Raw genomic sequence first — 23,566 nt, 5'->3', positions numbered from 1 at the left:
GAGAGCAATGTTCAAAATTTTAGAGGCTAATGAGCTAGCTGCGAATATTCATCAGCTTATCGTAGAAGCTCCCCGCGTAGCCGGCACATGTTTGCCCGGACAATTTCTTATTGTTCGTGCTGAAGAGGATGGAGAGCGTATTCCGCTTACTATCTGCGACTATGACAGAGAAAAAGGTACTGTTGAGCTTGTTGTTCAGGCACTTGGTGCTGAATCACGCAAGATCTGCCGTAAGAAGGCAGGGGACACTCTTGCAGATGTTGTAGGACCCCTTGGTAATGCTTCAGATCTTTGCAGTGAGGATATTGAAGAACTCAAGAAAAAGAAGATTGTATTTATCGCCGGTGGCGTAGGTACAGCACCCGTATATCCTCAGGCTAAATGGCTCAAGGAGCACGGTGTTGATTGTGATGTTATCATTGGTGCCAAGAACAAGGATCTTGTAATTCTCGAAGAGAGATTCAAGACAGTTTGTAATCTCTATGTTACAACAGATGACGGATCATACGGCAGAGAGGGTATGGTTACAAAGTGCCTTCAGGACCTTTACGATGAAGGAAAGCGCTATGATCACTGTGTAGCTATCGGACCCATGATCATGATGAAGTTTGTCTGCAAGCTTACAAAAGAACTTGGCATTCCCACTATAGTCAGCATGAATACTATCATGGTTGACGGTACTGGTATGTGCGGTGCATGCCGTCTTACAGTAGGTGGAAAGGTTAAGTTTGCCTGTGTTGACGGACCTGAGTTCGACGGACACGAGGTTGATTTTGACCAGGCTATGAAGCGTATGAGACTATATCAGACTGAGGAGGGACGTCTTGCACTTAAAGAGCAGGAAGGCGATACCCACCATGGCGGATGTGGAAACTGTAATTAAAGATTGGAGATAAAAATGGCACAAGACGTTTGGACAAGAGTTCCGGTTCGCGAGCAGGATGCGAAGGTTCGCGCTACCAATTTTGAAGAAGTATGCTTGGGATACAACGAACAGGAAGCTGTAGATGAGGCTACAAGATGCCTTAACTGCCCTAATCCTCAGTGTGTTCAGGGATGTCCCGTATCTATTAATATTCCTAAATTTATCCAGGAGCTTAAGGAAGGCAATGTTGAGCAGGCTTATCAGACAATAAGTGAGTCCAGCGCACTTCCTGCAGTTTGTGGACGTGTTTGCCCTCAAGAGAGTCAGTGTGAGGGTAAATGTGTACGCGGTATCAAGGGCGAAGCAGTTGCAATCGGTAAGCTTGAGAGATTTGTTGCTGATGCAGCAAGAGAAAGAGGCATTAAGCCCCAGGGCGCTAAGGAGAAGAAGGGCAAGAAGGTTGCCATTATCGGTTCAGGCCCTGCAGGTCTTACATGCGCAGGCGATCTTGCAAGAATGGGCTATGACGTAACTATTTTCGAGGCTCTTCATGAGGCAGGTGGTGTTCTTGTTTACGGTATTCCTGAATTCCGTCTTCCCAAGGACGCTGTTGTTAAGAAGGAAATCGAGAACGTTGAGTCACTTGGCGTTAAGATCGAGAAGGACGTAGTAATCGGAAAGTCAGTTACTATCGACTCTCTTATGAAGGACGAAGGCTTTGAGGCTGTATTTATCGGTTCAGGCGCAGGTCTTCCCAGATTCATGAATATTCCCGGTGAGCAGGCTCTCGGTGTATTCTCAGCTAACGAGTTCCTTACAAGAAGCAATCTTATGAAGGCTTTCTCTGAGGACAGCACAACACCTATCATGAGACCTAAGAAGTGCGTAGTTGTCGGCGGTGGTAACGTTGCTATGGACGCTGCAAGAACAGCTCTTCGTCTCGGTGCAGAGGTTCACATCGTATACAGACGTAGTGAGGAAGAGCTTCCTGCAAGAAAAGAGGAAGTTGAGCATGCTAAGCAGGAAGGCATCATCTTTGACCTTCTTTGCAACCCTGTAGAAGTTCTTGAGAATGAGGACGGATGGGTAAGAGGCTGCAAGTGCATCAGAATGGAGCTTGGTGAGCCCGATGAGAGTGGCAGAAGAAGCCCTGTTGAGGTTCCCGGTTCTGAGTTTGAGATCGAGTGCGATGCAGTTATCATGTCACTCGGAACAAGCCCTAACCCGCTTATTTCAAGCACCACAGAGGGTCTTGATGTAAATAAGAGAAGATGTATCGTTGCTGATGAAGCAAACGGACAGACTTCAAAGGATGGCGTATTTGCCGGAGGAGATGCCGTTACAGGCGCTGCAACAGTTATTCTTGCAATGGGTGCAGGTAAGGCTGCAGCACAGGGTATTGATGAATATTTAAGTAATAAATAAAAATAACCATTATCCGGCACTTTGTGCCAACTAAAGACTTCCCCCTCTGGGGGAAGTCGGCAGCTTTGCTGCCGGATGAGGGTAATACTGGGGGAAGTATATGGTATATCAAAGCAGTGCGCAAAAAGCCGAGGACAATCAGTCTTCAGGAATTATGCTGATTACTGTCGGGACTCTGGGTCTCATTGGGGATATCTTTTTTCTAATTAAAAATCCACTAAACATGCCTATGTTTAATAAATACCTCACATGCGGAGTTATGGGAGCTCTGTTTGTGTTGTTTTTCGTTATGGGGATTTTAGCTGTAAAAAGCTATAAGATATTCAAAGGTAAAGCAGCCGAGGAGGATACGGTTTTTGATAAGATCACCGGGTGGTGTGAAGAAGAACTTAAGGCTGAAGTAATTGACGAGCATATGTATGATGACGATGAAGTATACGAGAAGCTCACAGATAAAGAGGATCTTTACTTCAAACGTACAGAGTACATAAAGAAAAGAATTGAAAAACAGTTTATGAACGTCGATGAGGAGCTTATCGATTCCTTTATTGACGGTTTTTATACAAAAGTATTTGGAGATGAAAATTGATTGCTATTGATATTCTCTGTGTTGGTAAAATAAAAGAGAAATATTGGAATGATGCAATTTCAGAATATTCCAAGAGACTTTCAAGATACTGTAAGCTGGAGATAATAGAGGTTCAGGATGAGAAAACTCCTGACAATGCTCCTTGGTCCGTTGAGAAGCAGATCAAGGATAAGGAAGGCCAGAAGCTTTTAAAATATCTGGATCCCAAGGCCTTGAAATTTGCTTTGGCTATAGACGGTAAACGCTTTTCATCAACTGGCTTTGCTGGTGTGATTCAAAATGAGAGCGTTCAGGGATGCAGCAGAATGCAGTTCGTAATAGGAGGTTCCCTTGGACTTTCTGATGAGGTATTAAAGACGTGTGACAGGAAGCTTAGCTTTTCCGACATGACATTTCCTCATCAGATGATGAGAGTAATTCTGCTTGAACAGATTTACAGAGCTTACAGAATAATAAATGGAGAACCATATCATAAATGAGTAATATTACTGAGAAAACCATGGATCTTGGAATAGAAGAGATGCAGAGCATCTTCGGTCAGCACGATAAGTACATCCGCAAGATCGAGGATAACCTTAAGGTTGAAATAATTGACAGAAGCGGCGAGCTTCACATTATAGGTACAGGCGAAAGCGTTAATAAAGCCTATGACATCATAAGTGAGCTTGCAGGACTGTCAGTGACGGGATCGGAGATTGAGGAGCAGAGCGTTAACTATGCCATAGCTCTTAAGAATGACCCTTCCGAGGATGAGGAGAAGGCTGCAGGACATGTGCTTACTGAGATAGAAGGCGATGTAATATGTCACACTGTCAATGGAAAGCCCATTAAGCCCAAGACTCTCGGACAGAAGAAATATGTTGATGCCATTCGTAATAAGATGATAGTGTTCGGACTTGGTCCTGCCGGAACTGGTAAGACCTATCTTGGTATGGCAATGGCCATCACTGCTTTTCAGAAGGGTGAGGTTGAGAGGATTATCCTCACAAGACCTGCGATTGAAGCAGGAGAAAAGCTTGGCTTTTTGCCAGGAGACTTACAGAGTAAGGTTGATCCGTATCTTAGACCTTTATACGACGCTCTTTACCAGATAATGGGCGCTGATAATTTTGTTAAGAATATGGAGAAGGGACTTATTGAGGTTGCGCCTCTTGCATATATGAGAGGAAGGACTCTGGATAATGCCTTTATCATTCTTGATGAGGCCCAGAATACAACTCCTGCTCAGATGAAGATGTTCCTTACAAGAATTGGCTTTGGTTCAAAGGTTATCATAACCGGTGATTCCTCCCAGAAGGATTTACCTGCTGATACAAAGTCAGGTCTTGATATTGCTTCGGCAGTCCTTAAGAAAATCGATGATATAGCATTTTGCAATCTTACAAGTAGAGACGTTGTTCGTCATCCTCTTGTTCAGCAGATTGTAAAGGCCTATGAGGACTTTGAAAAGTCCAGGACCAACGAAGAAAAAAAGAGAGCAATAAAGAAACGGGAAAGACGTTAAATCATGGAAAATATAAATGAGAATAAGGATAATGCTGTTCTGAATTCTACGTTTGACAAAAGTGAAAGAGTTATAAAGCTTCTGTTCGGCTCTATCTTTTTTGTGACAGGAATTATCCTTTTGGTATTTTCAATACTTTATGGATTAAAAACGGAAAATATTATAAGAAATACAGTCACCGGCTTTTTGTGTGGCGGTATACTTATATTTATGCTAAATGATGCAAGTGTGAGGGGGCTGTTTTCCTATGATAATGGCCAAAAGAGAAACAGATTTGTTTTCTCATATTATATAGGACTGATTATTTCTGTTTTTCTGCCTCTGGTAACACCTGAGATATGGCCCTTTATGTTTATTTTTCTTTTGCTTGGGCTTTTTTCAACAAATGAGATTGGACTGTTTTCAGGCTCAATGCTCGTGATGTTTGCGGTACTTCTTGAAAAAGAAGGCGGCTATGCTGAATTTTTCATTTACTTTTTGACAGGTGTGGTAATACTTGTTCTTTTAAGAGATCTTACTGAGACAACAAAGCTCGGAGCTCCGCTTTTTATAGTGGTTTCGCTTTTGTTTATGCTCCTGGTGGCCTTTGACATTCTGTTCCAGAACAGAACCTTTTCACTTACGATGCTCATTGCGCCGCTGGTAAATATTATCATCAACCTTATACTTACGCTTATTCTTCTAAATATTTTCGGTGTTTACGTAATCAGGAAGAGTAATGACAGGTATATGGACATTAATGATACTGAGTATCCGCTTCTTGTTCAGCTTAAGGAAAAGGACAAGAATGCATATTTCAGAGCAATCCATATTGCGTATCTTGCAGAGAGAATTGCTTTGGACCTTGGGCTTAATGCCAGAGCAGTAAAGACGATGTCTTATTATTATAAGATCGGTGTTATAGATGGCTCTAAGACCTGGGCTGATGTGAAGCATTTTTATATCGAGAATAATTTCCCCCAGGAGGCAGTGGATTATCTTAAGGAATATATTGAAAACGATAAATCCAAGCCATTGTCCAAAGAATCTGCTATTATTTATATGTGTGAAACACTTATCGCTTCCATTAATTATCTTTTTGAGAAGGATAAGGATACCAAGATCAATTATGATGAGCTTATAGATAAGATCTTTATTCACAAGATGGAGAATAATGAACTTTACAACTATGACATTTCCCTCTATGAGATAGAGAGAATGAAGAAGCTTATGAAAAAGGAGAAGCTCTACTATGATTTTCTTCGTTGATAATGAGGTGGATGCTGCTTTTTCGTTTGATATTGAAGAGGTGGCAAAAAAGGTGGCAGCTGAGGTGCTTAGTAGCGAGGGATGCCCCTTTGATGTTCAGATAAGTCTTCTCATCACTGATGATGAAGGCATTAGAGAGATGAATTCGCAGTTTCGTGATATTGATTCTGCGACAGATGTGTTATCTTTTCCAAATATCGAGTACGATGCTCCGGGGGATTTTTCCGTGGCAGAGGGCGATCAGCGGATAGATATTATAGATCCTGAAAGCGGAATGGTTTTTCTTGGGGATATCGTAATTAATGAAAAACGGGTAAGAGAGCAGGCTGCTGAATATGGACACAGTGAGCTCAGGGAATTCGCCTTCCTTGTGGCTCATTCAATGCTTCATCTTTGCGGATATGATCACATGGAAGCCGATGAAGCAGCTGTTATGGAGGGGAAACAGGAAAAGGTTTTACAGACACTTAATATCACCAGAGATTAAGTGTAAAAAGGGTGAGAGGTATGAGTAAAAAGTTTAAGATTAGACCTGATGTAGTTCTTGCGTCCGGAATGATTTTTATTTTGTCTATTATGGCGCTGCTTATTGTATTTTTTGATTTGACAGGTTCGGATGGTGTAGGCTTTCTTGCAGCACCTATAATACTTTTCATGATTGCCTACTGCGTATTTATCTGCGCCTTTGAGACCACGACCAAGGAAATGGTAAGAAACAGACTTTACAGAGGGCAGATGAACTGTGCCAGAAAAAATGTTAAACAGCTTATGATAATAAGCTTTGTTGGAGGCCTTGTGATATCTCTGCTTATGGCAGGTCTTTCAATTGTATTTGCCAATCTGGTATTCCATTCGCCGAGAAGCTTTTATGTTCTTCTTATGGCATCGCCGGCGTTTCTGTTTTTGAGTATTCAGGGCGTCCTTAGAGGGTATCTCAGCGGATCAGGATATGCTCTTGTTTCTGTTATTTCAGATGCTATTCTGACTGTTATTACACTTGCAACAACCTTCGTTATGTCAAATGCAGTATATGACTATGGTAAAAAGGTTGATGCTCTTATGCATGTAAATGATATTGCACCAGCCTATGGCGCGATCGGTGCTGCGATTGGAATTACCTTAAGTGCTCTTATCAGTCTTATTTTTGTAACTATAATGTTCCTTCTTAGAAAGAGAGATCTTCAGGAAATCGCTGAGGAGAGTACACCTGTAGTTAATAACCAGAAGAATGAATGTGTGAATGACCTTATCGTAAACTGCCTTATCGCAGCGACCACAGGTATTCTCGTATTTATTGATGAGTGCGTATATTTGAATGTTGCTCACAAACTTCATCCAAACGACAACAACATTAATAACTGGGGGATTTACATCGGTCAGTGTGTTGCAGTTGTAATATTCTTCGTATTTATTACGGCGCTTCCCTTTGTAAAATCCTGGTACGGTGTTCATGTCAGCATCGTTAAAAAAGACTATAAGGCTGCAAGAGGAAGATTACAGCATCTGATTCACTTTGAAGCTATGCTTATTTTTCCTGTGGTTATATGGATAATGCTTCTGGCTCACACCTTTAATACCGTTATTTTCGGTAAGAGTAATGAAGCAGGAGTAGATATGGTTATAATGGCAATTCCCGTTGTTATACCCGGGGCCGTCATTATATTCCAGTCATTTTTACTTAAGCAGCTTAAGAACAAGGTTGTTATGATCGGTAATCTTGTGGTTGGAGTTATCGTTCATATCGCAGTTCTTCTCGCAATGTCTTATGCAGGAGGTTTTGGCATCCATGCTTCAATAGCAGCATTTGCAGCTATGTTTGTGGTGCAGGGTATTCTTGGTATTTTTGAGATCAAGGTGATGCTTGATGTAAACCTTATGATGATCAGAAATATTTTGCTGCCTCTTATCGCTGCGGTTATTTCAGGACTTGCAGCGCTACTTATAGACAGACTTCTTGTGAATGTTATTGGTGAGATACTCACCTTTATAATTGCGGTTGCAGTGGCATTTCTGGTATATATGATACTTCTTATCGTGCTTGGCAGTGTCAACAGATACGAGGTTGAGAGAATGCCCCTTGGTGACTACTTTGCACTTGTTTCTGATATGATCGGAAGAGAAAGGGATTAAGCTATTGGCTAATGAAAATCATGTGATTATTGCCGGCGGCGGAGCTTCCGGGCTTTGTGCGGCTATAGCTGCTGCCAGGGATGGCGCTAAGGTTACGGTTATTGAGAAGACAGATTCCTGTGGTAAAAAGCTCTCAATGACCGGTAACGGCAGGTGTAATCTTGCCAATCTGAATATATCAGCTGATGATTATAATCCTAATGCAAGAGACAGGATGAAGAAATGGTTAAAAAGATTCGGAGTTAATGAAGCTGCGGATTTTTTTACGTCTTTAGGACTTGTTGTTATAAGTGAGAACGGTTACCTTTATCCCATTTCAGGACAGGCTACTTCAGTAGTTTCTGTTTTGGTAAATGAATGTAAGAGACTGGGCGTAGAGTTTTTCTTTAATGAGCAGGTAAAACAGATTACAAAGGAGGATAACGGAGAATTTACCGTTAAAACCTCTGTCGGAGTTCATAAGGGAAAGGCTGTGATCCTTTCTGTGGGAGGCCTTGCAGGACCTAAGTCTACAGGCTCTACTGGTGACGGCTATTATATTTGTGAAAAGCTCGGAATGACCAAGAAGGATACATATCCTGCTCTTGTGTCACTTAATTCCGAGGATGAGACACTGCCAAAGGAGAGCGGAGTAAGAGCCCTTGCGAGAGTTAATTTCCTTATCGGTGATAGTGTTATCGCATCTGAATATGGTGAAGTGCAGATAACAGGAAAAGGAATATCCGGTATCCCTGTGATGCAGTCATCAGGTACTGTTGCTGAGCATCTTTCCAAGGGGAGACCTGTTACCGCATCCATTAATTTCTTTCCAGGATATAATGATGAAGAATTCGACGGCCTTGTAAAAGCCATGCTGGAGCTTCCCGGTGAGAGAAGGCTCTCTGAGCTTCTTGACGGCTTTTGCAATTCCAATATTAATGAGATGATATTAAAACGAATGAAGCTTAGCGGTAATATGAAGGTTAGGAACGTGGGTGAATCCATGATTTCCTGTGTGCTTCATAAATACAGGGCGCTTCACATTAAGATATCTGGCTTTGGTGACTACAAAAAGGCTCAGGTTACAAGAGGCGGAATAAGTCTCGGAGATCTGGATGATACGCTTCAGAGCAAGAAGACTCCCGGAGTTTTTGTAGTAGGCGAATTATGTGATGTGGATGGACGCTGCGGAGGCTATAACCTTCAGTGGGCATGGACAAGCGGATATATAGCGGGAGAGGCGGCAAGCTGCTTATGATAAGATTAAATTCAGTAAAAATAGGTAACAGCGGACACGAAAAGCTCCCTGAAAAAGAACCGGACAGAATTGATGTCATAAAAAGAAAACTTTCAAAAAAGGCATCAAAGCTGTTAAAGATTGGCTTATCCGACATAGATAACGTAATTATAAGAAAGCATTCTATAGATGCGAGAAAAAAGCCTGAGATTATGGATGTTTATGTCATTGATGTAAGCGTAAATATAAAGGGCTTATCCGAAGAAAAGATAATCAAGAAATCAGGCTGTAAATTTGCAGCTGTTGTTTCTGAAAAGATATACAGATTTCCATGTAACAGAAAAGAAGATGAAGCCTTAAAAAGAGAGACTAAGGGTGCGTCCAGACCTATCATCATAGGTGCAGGACCTGCCGGTCTTTTTTGCGCATACGAGCTTGCCATGGCAGGCTATTGCCCAATCGTGCTTGAGCGCGGCTATGACATTGATAAGAGACATGACGCTGTTGAAGCCTTCTGGAAGGGCGGAAAGCTTATGCCTGAAGGTAATGTCCAGTTTGGTGAGGGCGGCGCAGGCACCTTTTCTGATGGTAAGCTTAATACCATGATCAAGGATAAGAACGGTCTTGGACTTGAGTGTCTTAAGATTTTCCACAGGTATGGTGCGTCAGAGGATATTCTCTTTGAATCAAAGCCTCATATCGGAACGGACGTCCTTAGAACAGTTATAAAGAATATCAGAAATGAGATAATCTCTCATGGTGGCGATTTTTATTTTGAGACCAGGGTCACCGAGCTTTTGATAAATAATGGCAAGATCGAAGGCGTAAGGTGTATGGATGGAAAGGAGTTCAAGTCGGATGTTGTGGTTCTTGCAATAGGACACAGCGCAAGAGACACCTTCTATGCCCTTAAGGATCAGGGACTTAACATGGAGCCCAAGGCCTTTGCGATCGGACTTAGAGTTGAGCATGAGCAGACATTAATTAATAAGTCCCAGTATGGCATTGAAAATCCCACCAGCCTTCCTCCTTCACCCTATAAGGTTACTGCAAGGAGTAGCGATGAGAGAGGCGTATATTCATTCTGTATGTGCCCGGGCGGATATGTCGTTAATGCTTCATCAGAGGATGGCAGGCTCTGCGTAAATGGAATGAGCTACTCAGGACGAGACGGCAAAAACGCAAACAGCGCAATCGTTGTTACCATTGAGCCTTCAGACTTTGGCGGCGATGACGTTTTATCAGGTGTTGAGTTTCAGAGAAATCTTGAAGAGAAGGCATATAAGCTTGCTGATGGCAAGGTTCCTGTTGAGTACTTCGACGACTTTAAGTGTGGCGTAGATATATTAACGAAAAAGGAAGGTGGAGCTGACGTTTCAGAAGAAAATACTGCTCTCATAAATTCAATTAATGAGCACGGTAAGGAAGAAAGAAACCAGCCCTGCATAAAGGGTATTTGGGAATTTGCTCCCGTTCATGAGATTCTGCCCCTTAGAATAAACAGATCAATTGTTGAGGGAATGGAGCACTTTGGACGTATGATAGAGGGCTTTGATAATGATGAAGCCCTTTTATCGGGAATAGAGTCCAGGACCTCATCGCCGGTCAGGATAAACAGAGATGATAATCTTGAGGCTATCGGCATTGAGGGACTTTACCCTTCCGGAGAAGGCGCAGGCTATGCAGGCGGCATTACATCAGCAGCCATGGATGGAATGAAGGTGGCTGAGAGAATAGCCATGCATTACAGAAGCGGCAAGGACTACTACAGGAATATCATGAAGAAGCGCCGCGAAGAGCTACCATCCGATGAAAAGGAAAAGCTTGATGAGTGCATAACTGATAACCTTCTTAGCTTAGAGGAATATAAGGAAACAGAAAATATACTTATATTTAACAGCTTTGGAAGTGAGGCTTCTACGATATCCATAATTAATAAAGCCCTTTCAGAAAATAAGAAGGTATTTTGTCCTAAGATAACGGATACTAAAGCGAGGAAAATGGAGTTTGTACAGATCAGTTCTCCGGATGAGCTTACAGAAGGAAAGTACTCAATTCCTGAGCCGGTGTATAACAGTAGTTCCGTTACTTATAAGAAGGATATGGGAAAAGCTATTATTGTTTTACCAGGGCTTGTATTTGATAATTTTGGCAATCGCATCGGATATGGCGGCGGATATTACGATAATTACATGAAACTCTTTGAGAATGAGCTTCATAATGGTAATATGAATTCCATAGCTATTGGTTACGATTTTCAGCATACTCTGGACGATCTGTCCGGGTATATGTCTGGCGATGATATTAAGGCAAACATTGTTATTACGGATAAGGAGATTTACAGATCATGAGCGCAGTCAACATCAAAATTTGTGACACTATTAATAAGCTTGGTCAAAACGCATATAATGCGAAATTTGAACTTCAAAAGCTGTCTGAAGCTGAAAAGAATTCAGTCCTTTTAAAAGTTGCTGATGCTTTGGTTGAAAAAGCAGCGGATATTCTTGCTGCCAACAATAAGGATATAAAGCAGGGCGAAGCAAACGGAATGCATGAAGGACTTCTCGACAGACTGCGTTTAACTACAGCGCGAATCGAGGATATGGCAGAGGGAATAAAGCAGGTTGCTGAGCTTCCTGATCCCGTTGGAAGAATTCTTGATGACTGGACTCTTGATAATGGCCTTAAGATCAAAAAGGTCAGTGTGCCTCTCGGCGTAATTGGCATCATTTATGAATCAAGACCGAACGTAACTGCTGATGCCTTCAGCCTTACCTTTAAATCAGGTAACGTAGTTATTTTAAAGGGCGGCTCAGATGCCATCAATTCCAATATGGCCATAACTGAGGTTATAAGAAAAACAATAGAAAAGGAAGGACTTAATCCTGACTTTATCCAGCTTGTTCCCTTTACGGACAGAACCGCTGTCGGTGAGCTTTTAAAGCTTAGGGAGTACATCGATGTGGTAATTCCCAGAGGAAGTGCCGGACTTATAAGAATGGTCTGCGAAAACAGCAGAATCCCTGTAATTGAAACAGGAAGCGGAAACTGCCACATTTATATAGACAAGACTGCTGATATAAATAAGGCGATTCCTATTATCATTAATGCAAAAACCCAGAGAATAGGCGTGTGCAATGCAGCCGAATCCCTGGTTGTTCATGAGGATATTAAGGATGCATTTTTGCCTGAGCTTCATAAAGCTATGAAGGAGCATAATGTCGAGCTTCGTGCAGACGAGCTTTCAATAAAGCTTTTACCTGAGGCAAAGCCTGCAAACGAGGATGATTTTGGCAAGGAGTATCTTGATTATATTCTGTCAGTAAAGACGGTTAAGAGTGTAGACGAAGCAATCGACCATATCAATAAATACAATACAGGTCATTCAGAGAGCATCATAACTGAGGATGAGGAAGCTGCTAAGGCATTTCTTAAGGGCGTAGATGCTGCCTGCGTTTATGTTAATGCTTCTACCAGATTTACAGACGGCTTCCAGTTCGGCTTTGGAGCTGAGATTGGAATAAGTACCCAGAAGCTTCATGCAAGAGGCCCCATGGGACTTAAGGAGCTGACCTCATATAAGTTTGAGATTACCGGTGATGGTCAGATAAGAGGCTGATAAAGCCAAAAACTATTTAGAAAGTAGACAATAACACAAATGAAAACCAAAGAGGAAATTCTTAGATTGAGGGAGGAGATAATAGATGTTTCATTATCTCTTCTTGAACAGGGACTTATAGTAAGAACCTGGGGGAATATAAGCGCCAAAATTGACGACGATCATTATTTGATCACACCAAGCGGTATTCGATATGAAGACCTGAAACCGGAAATGCTTCCGGTAGTTTCTATAAAGGACAATTCATTTGAAGGAGAGTATAAGCCTTCAAGTGAAAGCCTCGTACATACGGCTATCTACAAAGCCAGAAAGGATGCCGAGTTTATTGTTCATACTCATCAGGTTTACGCTACCTGTGTAGGTGCACTCGGTAAAAATAGGCTTAAGGCAGAGCATAAGGAGAAGAAGATAATTTTCCCCATTGCTAAATATGCACTTCCCGGAACTACAGCACTTGCTGAAAATATCAAGGAATGTGCTATTAAGAACAATGAGACCAGAAGCATCATAATGGCTAATCACGGCGCTGTGTGCTTTGGGCATAACGCCGATGAAGCTGTCAAGGAAGCAATTAAGCTTGAGAGAGCAGCTAAGAAATACATATTCAGTATTTGCAGAACTGACATTAATAATGAAATTGAAGAAGGATTTTCTAGTAAACTGGAGAACGATAAAATAGTTTACCTCAGAAGCGATACTCCGGAGAGAATAAAACTCATTCATCAGCATATTTATGCGAAAAGACCGGACATTAGATATATTTTTCACAATAAATCAGAGTCGGTTATGACCATCTCGAGAAGGGCAAATCACATGAGACCCCTACTTGATGACTTTGCTCAGATCATAGGTACAAGCCTTCGAATTCCGACCGCAGAGGGTACACCGCTGACCGTGAAAAAGCACATAAATGCTGTGTTTGCGTATAACGATGGTGCGTATTGCCTTGGTGCGACTGAGGATGACGCTGTTGCAGCGGCTATAGTCCTTGATAAAGGCTGCATTGCGCACATCGCAGTTACAAGATTCGGAGAGGGTTCGTTCATCTCATTACGTGATTGTTTTAAGATGAACAGAAACTATAGAAAGAATTATAGTGTCCTTGCAAATTCCGTAAAATAAAATAAAATTATATTATAAATAACTAAATAACAGAATTTTTATGAGGTGACAGATTATGGCGAAGGAAACAAAAACTGACAAGTATGTTGCGTATGTAGCGAGTTATACTTCGGGATCAAAGGACAACTATGGTATCCGTATTTATGATGTAGACATGAAAAACGGTAGAATGACTGAGAAGGAAAAGGTTAAGATCACGAACTCTTCTTATATTGTTCTTTCACATAGCAAGGAGACACTTTATTCAATTACCGATGCCGGTGTAGAGGCTTATCATATTGAGGATGACGGAAGTCTTACAATTCTCAATAAGGCATCTATCAACGGTATGCGTGGCTGCTATATCAACATGGACCAGTTTGACAGATTCCTTGTTTGCGCAGGCTATCATGATGGTAAGGTTACAATCCTTAGACTTAATGAGGACGGAAGCATCGGCGAGATCACTGATGAGAAGTTCCATAAGGGCCTTGGAACAATTGCCGGAAGAAATCATACTCCTCACGTTCAGTGCATCAAGGTTACTAAGGATAACAAATATCTTTTAGCTGCTGACCTTGGTATGGATCGTGTAAACGTATACAGATTCGATACTGAGCACGGTAAGATTTCCGATATTGATGTGATTCACTGTGATCAGGAATCATCTCCCAGACATATGCAGTTCTCATACGATGGTAAATTCCTGTATGTAGTATTTGAGCAGCAGTGCAGCATTAATGTTTATCAGTATACTGAGGATAAGGGACTTCCTTCATTTGAGGAGATCCAGTCAGTTCAGAACTCTGACGAGCAGGATACAATCGGTGTTGCAAGCAGTGCACTTAAGTTCTCTGATGACTACAACTACCTTGTTAGCTCAGTTGCAGGTGAGAACAACGTAGTCATTTACAAGGTTGATAAGGAGACAGGTCTTTTGACAAAGAAGATCGAGCTTCCTATCTCAGGAGAGTATCCGAAGGATGCCTGCATGTTCCCTGATAACAAGCACCTTGTATCACTAAACCAGGAGTCAAACTCTATGACATTCTTTACAGTTAATTTTGATAACAATACTCTTGTAATGAATGGACCTGAGCTTCCAATCGACAGACCTAACTGTATCGTATTCCACAAGCTCGGTGAGAGAAAGAAAGTAAGATAATAATCGAGATAGTAAAAGAAACCGCTGACATTGCGGTTTCTTTTATGTTTAGCTATAAAAGTCTTTAAGATAATCTATTCTTGAGTGCATGTTGGACATAAGAAGATCCAAAACGATAAATGCACACATACATTCAACAACTACAACGGCTCTTGGAACAACAACAGGATCGTGACGGCCTTTGATGCTTACATCAATTTCCTCGCCGCTTTTATTAACGGTTTTCTGGAGCTTTGAGATACTGGGGGTTGGCTTTACATGGGCCCTTAAGATTATGTCGGAGCCATCGCTCATTCCTCCAAGTATTCCGCCTGCGTGATTGGTCTTTTTTGATACTGATGATTCGTCCATGCAGAAGGCATCATTATTGGTGCTTCCATAGGACTTTGATACAGCGATTCCATCGCCAATCTCAACTGCCTTTACGGCACCGATACTCATTATACCGTGGGAGAGAAGCGCATCGAGCTTATCAAATACGGGTTCGCCTACGCCTGCTGGCATTCCTTTTATTACACATTCGATAACACCGCCTACGGAATCACCGTCAGCCCTGCATTTGTTAATTAGTTCAACAGCCTTCTTGTCGGCATCTGCATCGGGCATGGCAGTAATTGATTTTGTTATCTGAGCCTTATCGAATTTATTATCATCAATATCAACATCACCGATCGATCGGGTATAGGCTGTAACCTCAATGCCCATTTCCTTAAGGAGCTTCTGGCAGATTGCACCGGCAGCAACTCTGCCTATTGTCTCACGTCCGGAGGAACGTCCGCCACCTCTGTAATCCCTAAAGCCATACTTTTCATCAAAACCAAAATCAGCATGACCGGGTCTGTAATACCGGGATATTTCCGAGTAGTCTCCGGAGCGCTGAGAAGTATTTCTGACCATAAGTGATATGGGGGTTCCGGTTGTCTTTCCTTCAAATATGCCTGAGAGGATCTCGATTTCATCATCCTCTTTTCTGGGGGTTGTTACCTCAGAGGAGCCGGGCTTTCTTCTGTCCATAAATGCCTGAATATCTTTTTCAGAAATTTCCAGTCCTGCAGGAAACCCGTCGAGTACAACGCCAAGAGCTTTTCCATGGGATTCGCCCCAGGTTGACATGGTAATATTTTTTCCAAATGTTGATCCGCTCATAGTTTTAGCCTTTCTTATTTTGTCAATATATACCCATCTATTTTTACACAGTTTGGAAACTATTACAAACACTAAAACCCAGATTTCTACTAAAATATATGATATTTCTTAATTTATTCTTAATTTTTTCTTTCAAAAATTAAGAAATGCGTTATAATGTTAAAGTAATATAATTTTTTATGAGGTTACATAGTCATGCGTGCGAATCGTTTACAGATGGGGCCGACCTTTAGAGATAAGGTTATGGATAGGGTCCGCACTTTTAACAGAAAGCACAAGAGACTAAGGTTTCTTGGAATGCTTTACGCAATGGCTGTACTTCTCTTTTACAACTTCGGCCTGGCTTTTTATCATAACACAAAGAGATGCACATGCCTTGCAACAATATTGTTTTTCTTCATTGCTAGCAGTAGCTTTACTTATCCTGATGCTTTGAAGCTGAATGTCAGCTTTGTTACTGATTTGGAGAAGGTGGAAGAGTCCGGCGAGTATTATACATCAGATTCCCTGGAAGCAGTTGTTATGGAATCCAATGCTGAACTTGCAAAGGTTACACATGTAGATAAGGAAAAGATCATCGAGAGTGATCAGGGAGTATCTGAGGATCAGGAGCTGGCAGAGGGATTTCTCCTGGCAGATGATATCGATGATATAAGTGAATCAGCAGCTAAGAGCTATGAAGCTGCAACTGATAGTGCTGATGCATCCTTTGATGCTACTGACTGGAAGCTTATTCTTGTAAATAAGCAGCATCCCATACCGGATGGATATGAATTCCCCTTCGGTGATATCAATGAAGAAATGAAATGCGATCAGAGAGTATTGTCTCCTCTTAAGGCAATGCTTAAGGCTGCGGCCGATGATGGCATAAATCTTGCAATCTGTTCTCCTTACAGAGACAGCAATCGTCAGGAAGGGCTTTTTGCCAGAAAAATAAACAATTACCTTGAAGCAGGTCTGTCTTATATGGATGCTTACAATGTAACATCTCAGGCAGTTACTGTTCCGGGATCTTCAGAGCATCAGATTGGTTTGGCATTTGATATTGTCTGCGGTTCATATTATAATCTTGATGAGGGGTTTGGTGACACAGAGGCAGGTAAGTGGCTTGCCGACAATAGCTACAAATTCGGTTTTGTTGTTCGATATCTTAAGGGTAAGGAGAATATTACCGGTATCGAGTATGAACCCTGGCATTTCAGATATGTCGGTGTAGACGCTGCTACAATTATGTATAATGAAAATCTCTGCTTGGAAGAATTCTGGGATAATTATTTGTATGATTGAGTATTTGGGGCTGTTGCGTTAATTGCAACAGCTTCTTTTATCTTTAACTGCCTCAAAATATTATAAAAGGTAAGGTTAATACATGTACAAACTACTTAAAAAAGAGGGGATGGCAAAGCGCGCTGAATTTAAGACAGTACACGGAACCATTCAGACTCCTGTGTTTATGAATGTTGCTACGGTTGCTGCTATTAAGGGCGCTGTTTCAACTGAGGACCTTGAGCAGATTGATACTCAGGTTGTTTTATCTAATACCTATCATCTGCATCTTCGTCCGGGTGATGATGTAATTTACAAAATGGGCGGACTTCATAAATTTATGAGTTGCGATAAGCCTATTTTGACTGATTCAGGCGGATTCCAGGTTTTCTCACTTTCTGAAAACAGAAGAATAAAGGAAGAGGGCGTTTACTTCAGATCCCATATCGATGGACACAAGCTTTTCATGGGACCTGAGGAAAGTATGCGAATTCAGTCCCATATTGCATCAACTATCGCCATGGCCTTTGACGAGTGTCCTTCCGCAAGAGCAGATCATGATTATGTGAAGATGTCTGTAGACAGAACAACAAGATGGCTTAAGAGATGTCAGGATGAGATGAACAGACTTAATTCCCTTCCTGATACAATAAATAAGAATCAGCTTTTGTTCGGAATCAATCAGGGAGCGATTTTTGATGACCTGAGAATTGAGCACGCAAAGCGTATTTCCGAGATGGAGCTTGACGGTTACGCTGTGGGTGGTCTTGCAGTAGGTGAGACTCATGAGGAGATGTATCACGTTCTTGATATAGTTACAGAGCATCTTCCTGAAAATAAGCCTACATATCTTATGGGAGTCGGAACACCGGCCAATATTCTTGAAGCCGTTGACAGAGGAATTGACTTCTTTGACTGCGTATATCCCAGCAGAAACGGAAGACACGGTCATCTTTACACAAAGAGAGGTCACATTAATCTTCTCAATGCGAAATATGAGCTTGATGACAGACCAATCGAGGAGGGCTGCAGATGTCCTGCCTGCAGAAGATATTCAAGAAGCTATATCAGACACCTGCTTAAATCAGGAGAGATGCTTGGGATGAGACTTTGCGTTCTTCACAATCTGTATTTTTATAATCATCTTATGGCAGATATCAGAACAGCTCTGGATGAAGGCAGATACAAGGAATTTAAGAAGAATACTCTTGATTCGATGCTTGAGTATGATTCAGAGGAACCCACAACCCGTTACGATATAGCAAAAGGTTGGAAAAAGGGTTAAAAAGTATACTTGTTTTAAAGTTGTATTAATTGTAAGATAAATCATATGTTTAATAAGGAAATTTGGAGGTTGATATGAGTTTTGTTAACATGATGGCTCTTGAAAGTGCAGGAGCTGTAAGCGGAACCGGAAGCATGATGATCATTCTGGTATACGTTGCTATTTTTGCGGTTCTTTATTTTATTATGATCCGTCCTCAGAGAAAAGAGCAGAAGCAGAAGGCACAGCTTCTTTCTCAGCTTGCAGTTGGTGACAGCGTTCGCACAACTGGCGGTTTCATCGGAACAGTAATCGATATCGACGATGAGTCTTCAACAGTAATAGTTGAGTTCGGTAATAACAAGAACTGCCGTATCCCTATGGTTAAGGATGCTATCGTAGAGGTAGAGAAGCCTGAGGATGCGCTTAAGGATAGCTCAAAGGATGAGAAATCCAAGTAATTATTGATTTTTAGTTTTACGTAATATCAATGAATTAAAAGAAGACTGGTTACAGTCTGCATTATAAAGTGGGCAGCCGGCGAACTTTATATTTGCCGGCTATCATTATATAGGGAGAGAATAAGTATGAAAATGGGGATAACCTGCATCCCGGGCGATGGAATCGGACCGGAGATCGTTGCGGAAGCTAAGAAAGTACTTAATAAGGTTTGCTCCGTATACGGACACGAAATGGAATTCACTGATGTTTTAATGGGTGGCGCATCTATCGATGCCTATGGCAAGCCGCTCACTGATGAAACTATCGACAAATGTAAACAGGCTGACGCTGTACTTATGGGTTCAATCGGCGGTAATACTTCTACGTCACCATGGTATAAGCTTGAGCCTTCTCTTAGACCTGAAGCCGGTCTTCTTGGGCTTCGTAAATCCTTGAATTTATTTGCAAATTTAAGACCTGCATTTTTATATCCTGAGCTTGCTGATGCATGTCCGCTTAAGGAGGAGACCTCTGATAAGGGATTTGATCTTCTGATCATGCGCGAGCTTACGGGCGGTCTGTATTTTGGTGACAGATTCACCGAGGAAGTTGACGGAGAGCTTGTAGCAACAGATACTCTTGTTTATAAAGAGAGTGAGATCAGACGCATCGCTATCAAGGCCTTTGATGTTGCCATGCAGAGATCAAAGAGGGTGACAAGTGTAGATAAGGCAAACGTTCTTGATTCCTCAAGACTTTGGAGAAAGGTTGTAGAGGAGGTTGCTGCAGATTATCCTGAGGTTGAGCTTTCACACATGCTTGTAGATAACTGCGCAATGCAGCTTGTTAAGGATCCTTCACAGTTTGATGTGGTTCTTACGGAGAATATGTTTGGTGATATCTTATCTGATGAAGCCAGCATGATCACAGGCTCTATCGGAATGCTTCCCAGTGCCTCTCTTAACGAGAGCAGCTTTGGACTCTATGAGCCCAGCCATGGCAGCGCTCCTGATATTGCCGGTATGGATATTGCCAATCCTATAGCAACTATCCTTTCAGCAGCTATGATGCTCAAGTTCACCTTTAAGCTTGAGAAGGAAGCTGAGAGCATAGAGAATGCAGTTAAAAAAGCTCTCAAGGATGGCTATAGAACAGTAGATCTCATTCGCAGTGGTGAGAATATTGCAGAAGATAAGAAATGCGGATGCAGTAAGATGGGAGATATCATTGCTTCGAGAATCGAATGAATCTGAAGAATCATTAACTTTATATGATTATTTACCCCAGGAACCTATAGATATGCTTGTTGTCCTTACAGTTATAGGTATGGCTTTTTACTATATCTGGAGGGCGACATATCTTACTCCCTGGTATGATGAGCTTTACACCTATTACTATTTTATAAGCAGGGGACCTGTGTATGCAGCGATTCACTGGCCGCTTCCCAATAACCATGTCGGCTATTCGGTATTATCATCATTGCTTGATATGTTTGGTAACTCATACATAGGACTTCGAGGTGTTTCGTTCATCTGTGCAGTTGTCAATCCGCTTCTTGTTTACAGGCTAAGCAAGAAATTTATGGAGGACTGGTATTCATACGGCGCGATGCTTTTGTATTTTTGCTGTATGTTGGTAAATGACCTCTCTATTCAGGGAAGAGGCTACACTCTTGGATGTACCTGCTTTTTACTGGTTCTTAGGCAACTCACCCTAATATGCAGATCCGAGGAGTTTAAGCTCATTGATTACATACTGTTTGGAATATTTCTTATACTTGGCTTATATACGCTTCCGAGCAGTATTTACTGGGTTATTCCTTCCTGCTGTGCAGCAGCGTTTTTCTTAATAGTAAATGGATATAGGAGCTATGATTTTAAGGGCTCTGTATGGAATACCAGATATTTTAAGAGACTGAAAAACTGTATAATCACAGGACTCATATCAGCGGTAATAGTTTTCGGTCTTTATCTGGTTATATGGCTTGCAGTTGGATCAAACCTTCTTGTTAAGGATGAGGCGAGCGTTTATTTTGGAATGTCTCACGTGAAGCTTATTCTTACTCATCCTCTTGCGGCTGCAAAGGAAGGCCTTGATTATATGCTTTCACAGCCATATATTCAGAGCGTTAGTAGAATAGGATATATGCAGAGCTTTGTTGAATGGTGTAAATCCCTTTGCTCTTATATGTATCCCGGATTTAACGTGGTTACGCTGTTTTTATCAATATGTGCCCTTATAATTCTTATCGCGGAGTGCATAAGGCATTTTGAAAACAGCAGAACTATATTCAATCTGCTGATGATATTTAACATTATTGGATACCCGATAATGCTTATAATCCAGGCAAAGCTTCCCTACTACAGAGTATTCTCCTATGTGGGAGTGTTGTCAGCAATTTCCTTTGCCTATGTTCTTGAGCACCTTAGCCGTATGGCGAGGCAGATTATTAGAAATACATCTGATTCACCGGTTGCAAGAAATATCTTTGCCACCGTTCCTGTTATAGGTATACTCATATTTGTTATTTTTATGATGACTAAACCTGAGTATAATGCTCAGTATGGACAGCGTGAGACTAACTGCTATAATGCACTTTATATAGCTCATCCCTCTGAGAATAAGAATATATGCGCACTTGATTGTGATCAGCAGTACTTACTTAAATTCGGATGGGGCATTGAATGTGAAAATACCGATGTTACTGACTGTGATTATATTCTTATAGACAGGAATATGATGGAGGAAGGCTACACCGGATCAGATTATTGGAAGTTTTATGTAAATTTTGAGACTATTCCATGGGATTATGTGAATTCTCATTATTATATTTTTTACGAAAATGAAGACTTTGTTCTTTATAAGAGATAAGGAGGTTTTTTATGAACAGTGATCGCGTAATGGAAGGACTTCAACAGGCTCCTCACAGAAGCTTGTTTAATGCACTTGGTTTCACCGCAGAAGAGAGGAAAAAGCCTCTTATTGGTATCGTCAGCTCACAGAGCGACATAGTTCCCGGACATATGGAGCTTAACAGAATTGCTGAGGCAGTAAAGCTCGGCGTAGCTGAAGCCGGTGGTATGCCGGTAGTTGTTCCTGCAATTGCCGTATGTGACGGTATCGCAATGGGACACATTGGAATGAAGTATTCACTTGTAACAAGAGATCTTGTTGCAGACAGTACAGAGTGCCTTGCAATGGCACATGCCTTTGACGGACTTGTTATGATTCCTAACTGCGATAAGAGCGTTCCCGGACTTCTTATGGCTGCAGCAAGAATCAATATTCCTACAATTTTCTGCTCCGGCGGTCCTATGATGGCTGGACGTGTAAATGGTAAAAAGAGATCCCTTAGCTCAATGTTCGAGGCTGTAGGAAGCGTTTCAGCAGGTAAGATGACAGATGATGAGCTTATTGAATTTGAGGAAAAGGTTTGCCCTACCTGTGGTTCATGCTCAGGTATGTATACAGCTAACTCTATGAACTGCCTTACAGAGGCAATCGGTATGGGACTTAGGGGTAACGGAACCATCCCTGCAGTTTATTCTGCACGTATCAGACTTGCCAAGAAGGCCGGCTACCAGATCATGGAGCTTATTGAGAAAAATATCCGTCCCAGAGACATTCTCACAAAGGAAGCATTTGAGAACGCTCTCGCTATGGATATGGCACTTGGCTGCTCAACAAACACAATGCTTCATATTCCTGCAATCGCTCATGAGGCAGGAATTGAGATCAACATGGAGATGGCAAACGAGATTTCTGACAGAACTCCTAATCTCTGCCACCTTGCTCCTGCAGGTCCTACATACATGGAGGATCTTAACGAGGCAGGCGGAATCTATGCTGTTATGTCAGAGCTTGCAAAGAAGAACCTTCTTCACCTTGATCTTATTACATGTACAGGCAAGACGGTAGGTGAGAATATTGCCGGTGTTCATAATCTTGATCCTGAGGTTATAAGACCTATCGAGAATCCTTACATGCCTAACGGCGGTATTGCTGTACTTAAGGGTAATCTTGCTCCTGATACAGGTATCGTTAAAAGATCTGCAGTAGTTCCCGAGATGATGGTTCATGAAGGACCTGCAAGAGTATTTGACTGCGAGGAGGATGCAATCGCAGCTATCCTTGGCGGTAAGATCGTAGAGGGTGACGTTGTTGTAATCAGATACGAAGGGCCTAAGGGTGGCCCCGGAATGAGAGAGATGCTCAATCCTACATCTGCAATTGCAGGAATGGGACTTGGCTCATCAGTTGCTCTTATTACAGACGGACGCTTCTCAGGTGCCAGCAGAGGTGCTTCTATAGGACATGTATCTCCTGAAGCAGCTGTAGGCGGACCTATCGCTCTTGTAAAAGAGGGAGATATCATCTCTATCGATATCAACAACAATAAGCTTGATATGAAGGTTTCAGATGAGGAGCTCGCTAAGAGAAAAGCAGAGTGGAAGCCCAGAGATCCCAAGGTTACAACCGGTTATCTTTCAAGATACGAAAAGATGGTAACCAGCGGTAACAGAGGTGCTATTCTTGAAGTGAAGTAATTATATAGAATATTTTCCCTATGGGGAAGTTGTCACATGG

Annotated in this window: 20 protein-coding genes and 1 pseudogene; 20 read left to right on the top strand and 1 reads right to left on the bottom strand. The window is 41.8% G+C overall.

Features of this window, described 5'->3' with window-relative positions; all coding sequences use genetic code 11:
- The first annotated feature begins 7 nt into the window (after positions 1-7).
- From G587_RS0101275 to G587_RS20890, 14 genes and pseudogenes are all read left to right on the top strand, one after another.
- Complete coding sequence (locus tag G587_RS0101275; protein WP_026490750.1) at positions 8-883, top strand: sulfide/dihydroorotate dehydrogenase-like FAD/NAD-binding protein; 876 nt, start codon at positions 8-10, stop codon at positions 881-883.
- A 15-nt stretch (positions 884-898) separates the two neighbouring features.
- Positions 899-2,290 carry an NADPH-dependent glutamate synthase gene (gene gltA, locus G587_RS0101270; RefSeq protein ID WP_035785275.1) on the top strand — a complete coding sequence of 464 codons (1,392 nt, stop codon included), beginning with the start codon at positions 899-901 and terminating at the stop codon, positions 2,288-2,290.
- Between the two features lie 100 nt (positions 2,291-2,390).
- A complete protein-coding gene (locus G587_RS0101265; RefSeq protein ID WP_026490748.1) occupies positions 2,391-2,879 on the top strand; it encodes a hypothetical protein in 489 nt (162 codons plus the stop codon).
- Positions 2,879-3,358 carry a 23S rRNA (pseudouridine(1915)-N(3))-methyltransferase RlmH gene (rlmH, locus tag G587_RS0101260; protein WP_026490747.1) on the top strand — a complete coding sequence of 160 codons (480 nt, stop codon included), beginning with the start codon at positions 2,879-2,881 and terminating at the stop codon, positions 3,356-3,358. Before G587_RS0101265 ends, rlmH begins: the two co-directional genes overlap by 1 nt.
- Positions 3,355-4,383 (top strand): PhoH family protein, encoded by a 1,029-nt coding sequence (locus G587_RS0101255; protein ID WP_026490746.1) that lies wholly within the window; start codon positions 3,355-3,357, stop codon positions 4,381-4,383. The genes rlmH and G587_RS0101255 overlap by 4 nt, the downstream gene beginning before the upstream one ends.
- A gap of 3 nt (positions 4,384-4,386) precedes the next feature.
- Positions 4,387-5,631, top strand: a complete 1,245-nt coding sequence (locus tag G587_RS0101250; protein WP_026490745.1) for a hypothetical protein — start codon at positions 4,387-4,389, stop codon at positions 5,629-5,631.
- Entirely contained in the window at positions 5,615-6,118 is a 504-nt protein-coding gene (gene ybeY / locus G587_RS0101245; RefSeq protein WP_026490744.1) for an rRNA maturation RNase YbeY, read from the top strand. Before G587_RS0101250 ends, ybeY begins: the two co-directional genes overlap by 17 nt.
- Before the next feature lie 20 nt (positions 6,119-6,138).
- Positions 6,139-7,761, top strand: coding sequence for a hypothetical protein (locus tag G587_RS0101240; protein WP_026490743.1), 1,623 nt, complete (start codon positions 6,139-6,141; stop codon positions 7,759-7,761).
- Between the two features lie 4 nt (positions 7,762-7,765).
- Positions 7,766-8,998, top strand: a complete 1,233-nt coding sequence (locus G587_RS20905) for an aminoacetone oxidase family FAD-binding enzyme (protein ID WP_051200509.1) — start codon at positions 7,766-7,768, stop codon at positions 8,996-8,998.
- Positions 8,995-10,725, top strand: a pseudogene (locus G587_RS20900) (NAD(P)/FAD-dependent oxidoreductase); the annotation flags it as partial. The gene G587_RS20905 and the pseudogene G587_RS20900, both read left to right, overlap by 4 nt.
- Complete coding sequence (locus tag G587_RS26710) at positions 10,717-11,328, top strand: 5-formyltetrahydrofolate cyclo-ligase (RefSeq protein ID WP_255346224.1); 612 nt, start codon at positions 10,717-10,719, stop codon at positions 11,326-11,328. The pseudogene G587_RS20900 and the gene G587_RS26710, both read left to right, overlap by 9 nt.
- Positions 11,325-12,596: a glutamate-5-semialdehyde dehydrogenase gene (locus G587_RS0101225; RefSeq protein ID WP_035785267.1), complete on the top strand. Its 1,272-nt coding sequence runs from the start codon at positions 11,325-11,327 to the stop codon at positions 12,594-12,596. Before G587_RS26710 ends, G587_RS0101225 begins: the two co-directional genes overlap by 4 nt.
- Positions 12,597-12,635: 39 nt before the next feature.
- Positions 12,636-13,718 (top strand): class II aldolase/adducin family protein, encoded by a 1,083-nt coding sequence (locus G587_RS23980; protein WP_081679290.1) that lies wholly within the window; start codon positions 12,636-12,638, stop codon positions 13,716-13,718.
- A gap of 55 nt (positions 13,719-13,773) precedes the next feature.
- Positions 13,774-14,862: a lactonase family protein gene (locus G587_RS20890; protein ID WP_035785264.1), complete on the top strand. Its 1,089-nt coding sequence runs from the start codon at positions 13,774-13,776 to the stop codon at positions 14,860-14,862.
- 48 nt (positions 14,863-14,910) lie between these two features.
- Here G587_RS20890 and aroC read toward each other — a convergent pair whose 3' ends face one another.
- The gene (gene aroC / locus G587_RS0101210) at positions 14,911-16,008 is read right to left on the bottom strand and encodes a chorismate synthase (protein ID WP_026490741.1); all 1,098 of its coding nucleotides are present in this window, start codon (positions 16,006-16,008) and stop codon (positions 14,911-14,913) included.
- Between the two features lie 195 nt (positions 16,009-16,203).
- Here aroC and G587_RS23975 point away from each other — a divergent pair, with 195 nt between their 5' ends.
- The 6 genes from G587_RS23975 to ilvD all read left to right on the top strand — a co-directional run bounded on the left by G587_RS23975 (position 16,204) and on the right by ilvD (position 23,526).
- Positions 16,204-17,295, top strand: coding sequence for a M15 family metallopeptidase (locus tag G587_RS23975; RefSeq protein ID WP_081673562.1), 1,092 nt, complete (start codon positions 16,204-16,206; stop codon positions 17,293-17,295).
- 82 nt (positions 17,296-17,377) lie between these two features.
- Positions 17,378-18,559, top strand: coding sequence for a tRNA guanosine(34) transglycosylase Tgt (gene tgt, locus G587_RS0101200; RefSeq protein WP_026490740.1), 1,182 nt, complete (start codon positions 17,378-17,380; stop codon positions 18,557-18,559).
- A gap of 74 nt (positions 18,560-18,633) precedes the next feature.
- Positions 18,634-18,999, top strand: a complete 366-nt coding sequence (gene yajC, locus G587_RS0101195) for a preprotein translocase subunit YajC (protein WP_242830010.1) — start codon at positions 18,634-18,636, stop codon at positions 18,997-18,999.
- Positions 19,000-19,125: 126 nt separating this feature from the next.
- Positions 19,126-20,226: a 3-isopropylmalate dehydrogenase gene (gene leuB / locus G587_RS0101190; RefSeq protein ID WP_026490738.1), complete on the top strand. Its 1,101-nt coding sequence runs from the start codon at positions 19,126-19,128 to the stop codon at positions 20,224-20,226.
- Positions 20,162-21,850 (top strand): glycosyltransferase family 39 protein, encoded by a 1,689-nt coding sequence (locus tag G587_RS0101185; RefSeq protein ID WP_207637456.1) that lies wholly within the window; start codon positions 20,162-20,164, stop codon positions 21,848-21,850. The genes leuB and G587_RS0101185 overlap by 65 nt, the downstream gene beginning before the upstream one ends.
- A gap of 11 nt (positions 21,851-21,861) precedes the next feature.
- Positions 21,862-23,526 (top strand): dihydroxy-acid dehydratase, encoded by a 1,665-nt coding sequence (gene ilvD / locus G587_RS0101180; RefSeq protein WP_026490736.1) that lies wholly within the window; start codon positions 21,862-21,864, stop codon positions 23,524-23,526.
- Positions 23,527-23,566 lie beyond the last annotated feature (40 nt).

This window comes from Butyrivibrio sp. XPD2002 (assembly GCF_000423945.1).
In the GTDB taxonomy this organism is placed as follows: domain Bacteria; phylum Bacillota; class Clostridia; order Lachnospirales; family Lachnospiraceae; genus Butyrivibrio.
The sequence above is the reverse complement of the archived record's forward strand: the minus strand, read 5'-3'. Positions and strand labels throughout refer to the sequence as shown.

Excerpts from the sequence above, each read along its gene's own strand:
- G587_RS0101275 (WP_026490750.1), top strand. The coding sequence starts at position 8 with ATGTTCAAAATTTTAGAGGCTAATGAGCTAGCTGCGAATATTCATCAG.
- gltA (WP_035785275.1), top strand. The coding sequence starts at position 899 with ATGGCACAAGACGTTTGGACAAGAGTTCCGGTTCGCGAGCAGGATGCG.
- G587_RS0101265 (WP_026490748.1), top strand. The coding sequence starts at position 2,391 with ATGGTATATCAAAGCAGTGCGCAAAAAGCCGAGGACAATCAGTCTTCA.
- G587_RS0101255 (WP_026490746.1), top strand. The coding sequence starts at position 3,355 with ATGAGTAATATTACTGAGAAAACCATGGATCTTGGAATAGAAGAGATG.
- G587_RS0101250 (WP_026490745.1), top strand. The coding sequence starts at position 4,387 with ATGGAAAATATAAATGAGAATAAGGATAATGCTGTTCTGAATTCTACG.
- ybeY (WP_026490744.1), top strand. The coding sequence starts at position 5,615 with ATGATTTTCTTCGTTGATAATGAGGTGGATGCTGCTTTTTCGTTTGAT.
- G587_RS0101240 (WP_026490743.1), top strand. The coding sequence starts at position 6,139 with ATGAGTAAAAAGTTTAAGATTAGACCTGATGTAGTTCTTGCGTCCGGA.
- G587_RS26710 (WP_255346224.1), top strand. The coding sequence starts at position 10,717 with ATGCATTACAGAAGCGGCAAGGACTACTACAGGAATATCATGAAGAAG.
- G587_RS0101225 (WP_035785267.1), top strand. The coding sequence starts at position 11,325 with ATGAGCGCAGTCAACATCAAAATTTGTGACACTATTAATAAGCTTGGT.
- G587_RS23980 (WP_081679290.1), top strand. The coding sequence starts at position 12,636 with ATGAAAACCAAAGAGGAAATTCTTAGATTGAGGGAGGAGATAATAGAT.
- G587_RS20890 (WP_035785264.1), top strand. The coding sequence starts at position 13,774 with ATGGCGAAGGAAACAAAAACTGACAAGTATGTTGCGTATGTAGCGAGT.
- aroC (WP_026490741.1), bottom strand. The coding sequence starts at position 16,008 with ATGAGCGGATCAACATTTGGAAAAAATATTACCATGTCAACCTGGGGC.
- G587_RS23975 (WP_081673562.1), top strand. The coding sequence starts at position 16,204 with ATGCGTGCGAATCGTTTACAGATGGGGCCGACCTTTAGAGATAAGGTT.
- tgt (WP_026490740.1), top strand. The coding sequence starts at position 17,378 with ATGTACAAACTACTTAAAAAAGAGGGGATGGCAAAGCGCGCTGAATTT.
- yajC (WP_242830010.1), top strand. The coding sequence starts at position 18,634 with ATGAGTTTTGTTAACATGATGGCTCTTGAAAGTGCAGGAGCTGTAAGC.
- leuB (WP_026490738.1), top strand. The coding sequence starts at position 19,126 with ATGAAAATGGGGATAACCTGCATCCCGGGCGATGGAATCGGACCGGAG.
- ilvD (WP_026490736.1), top strand. The coding sequence starts at position 21,862 with ATGAACAGTGATCGCGTAATGGAAGGACTTCAACAGGCTCCTCACAGA.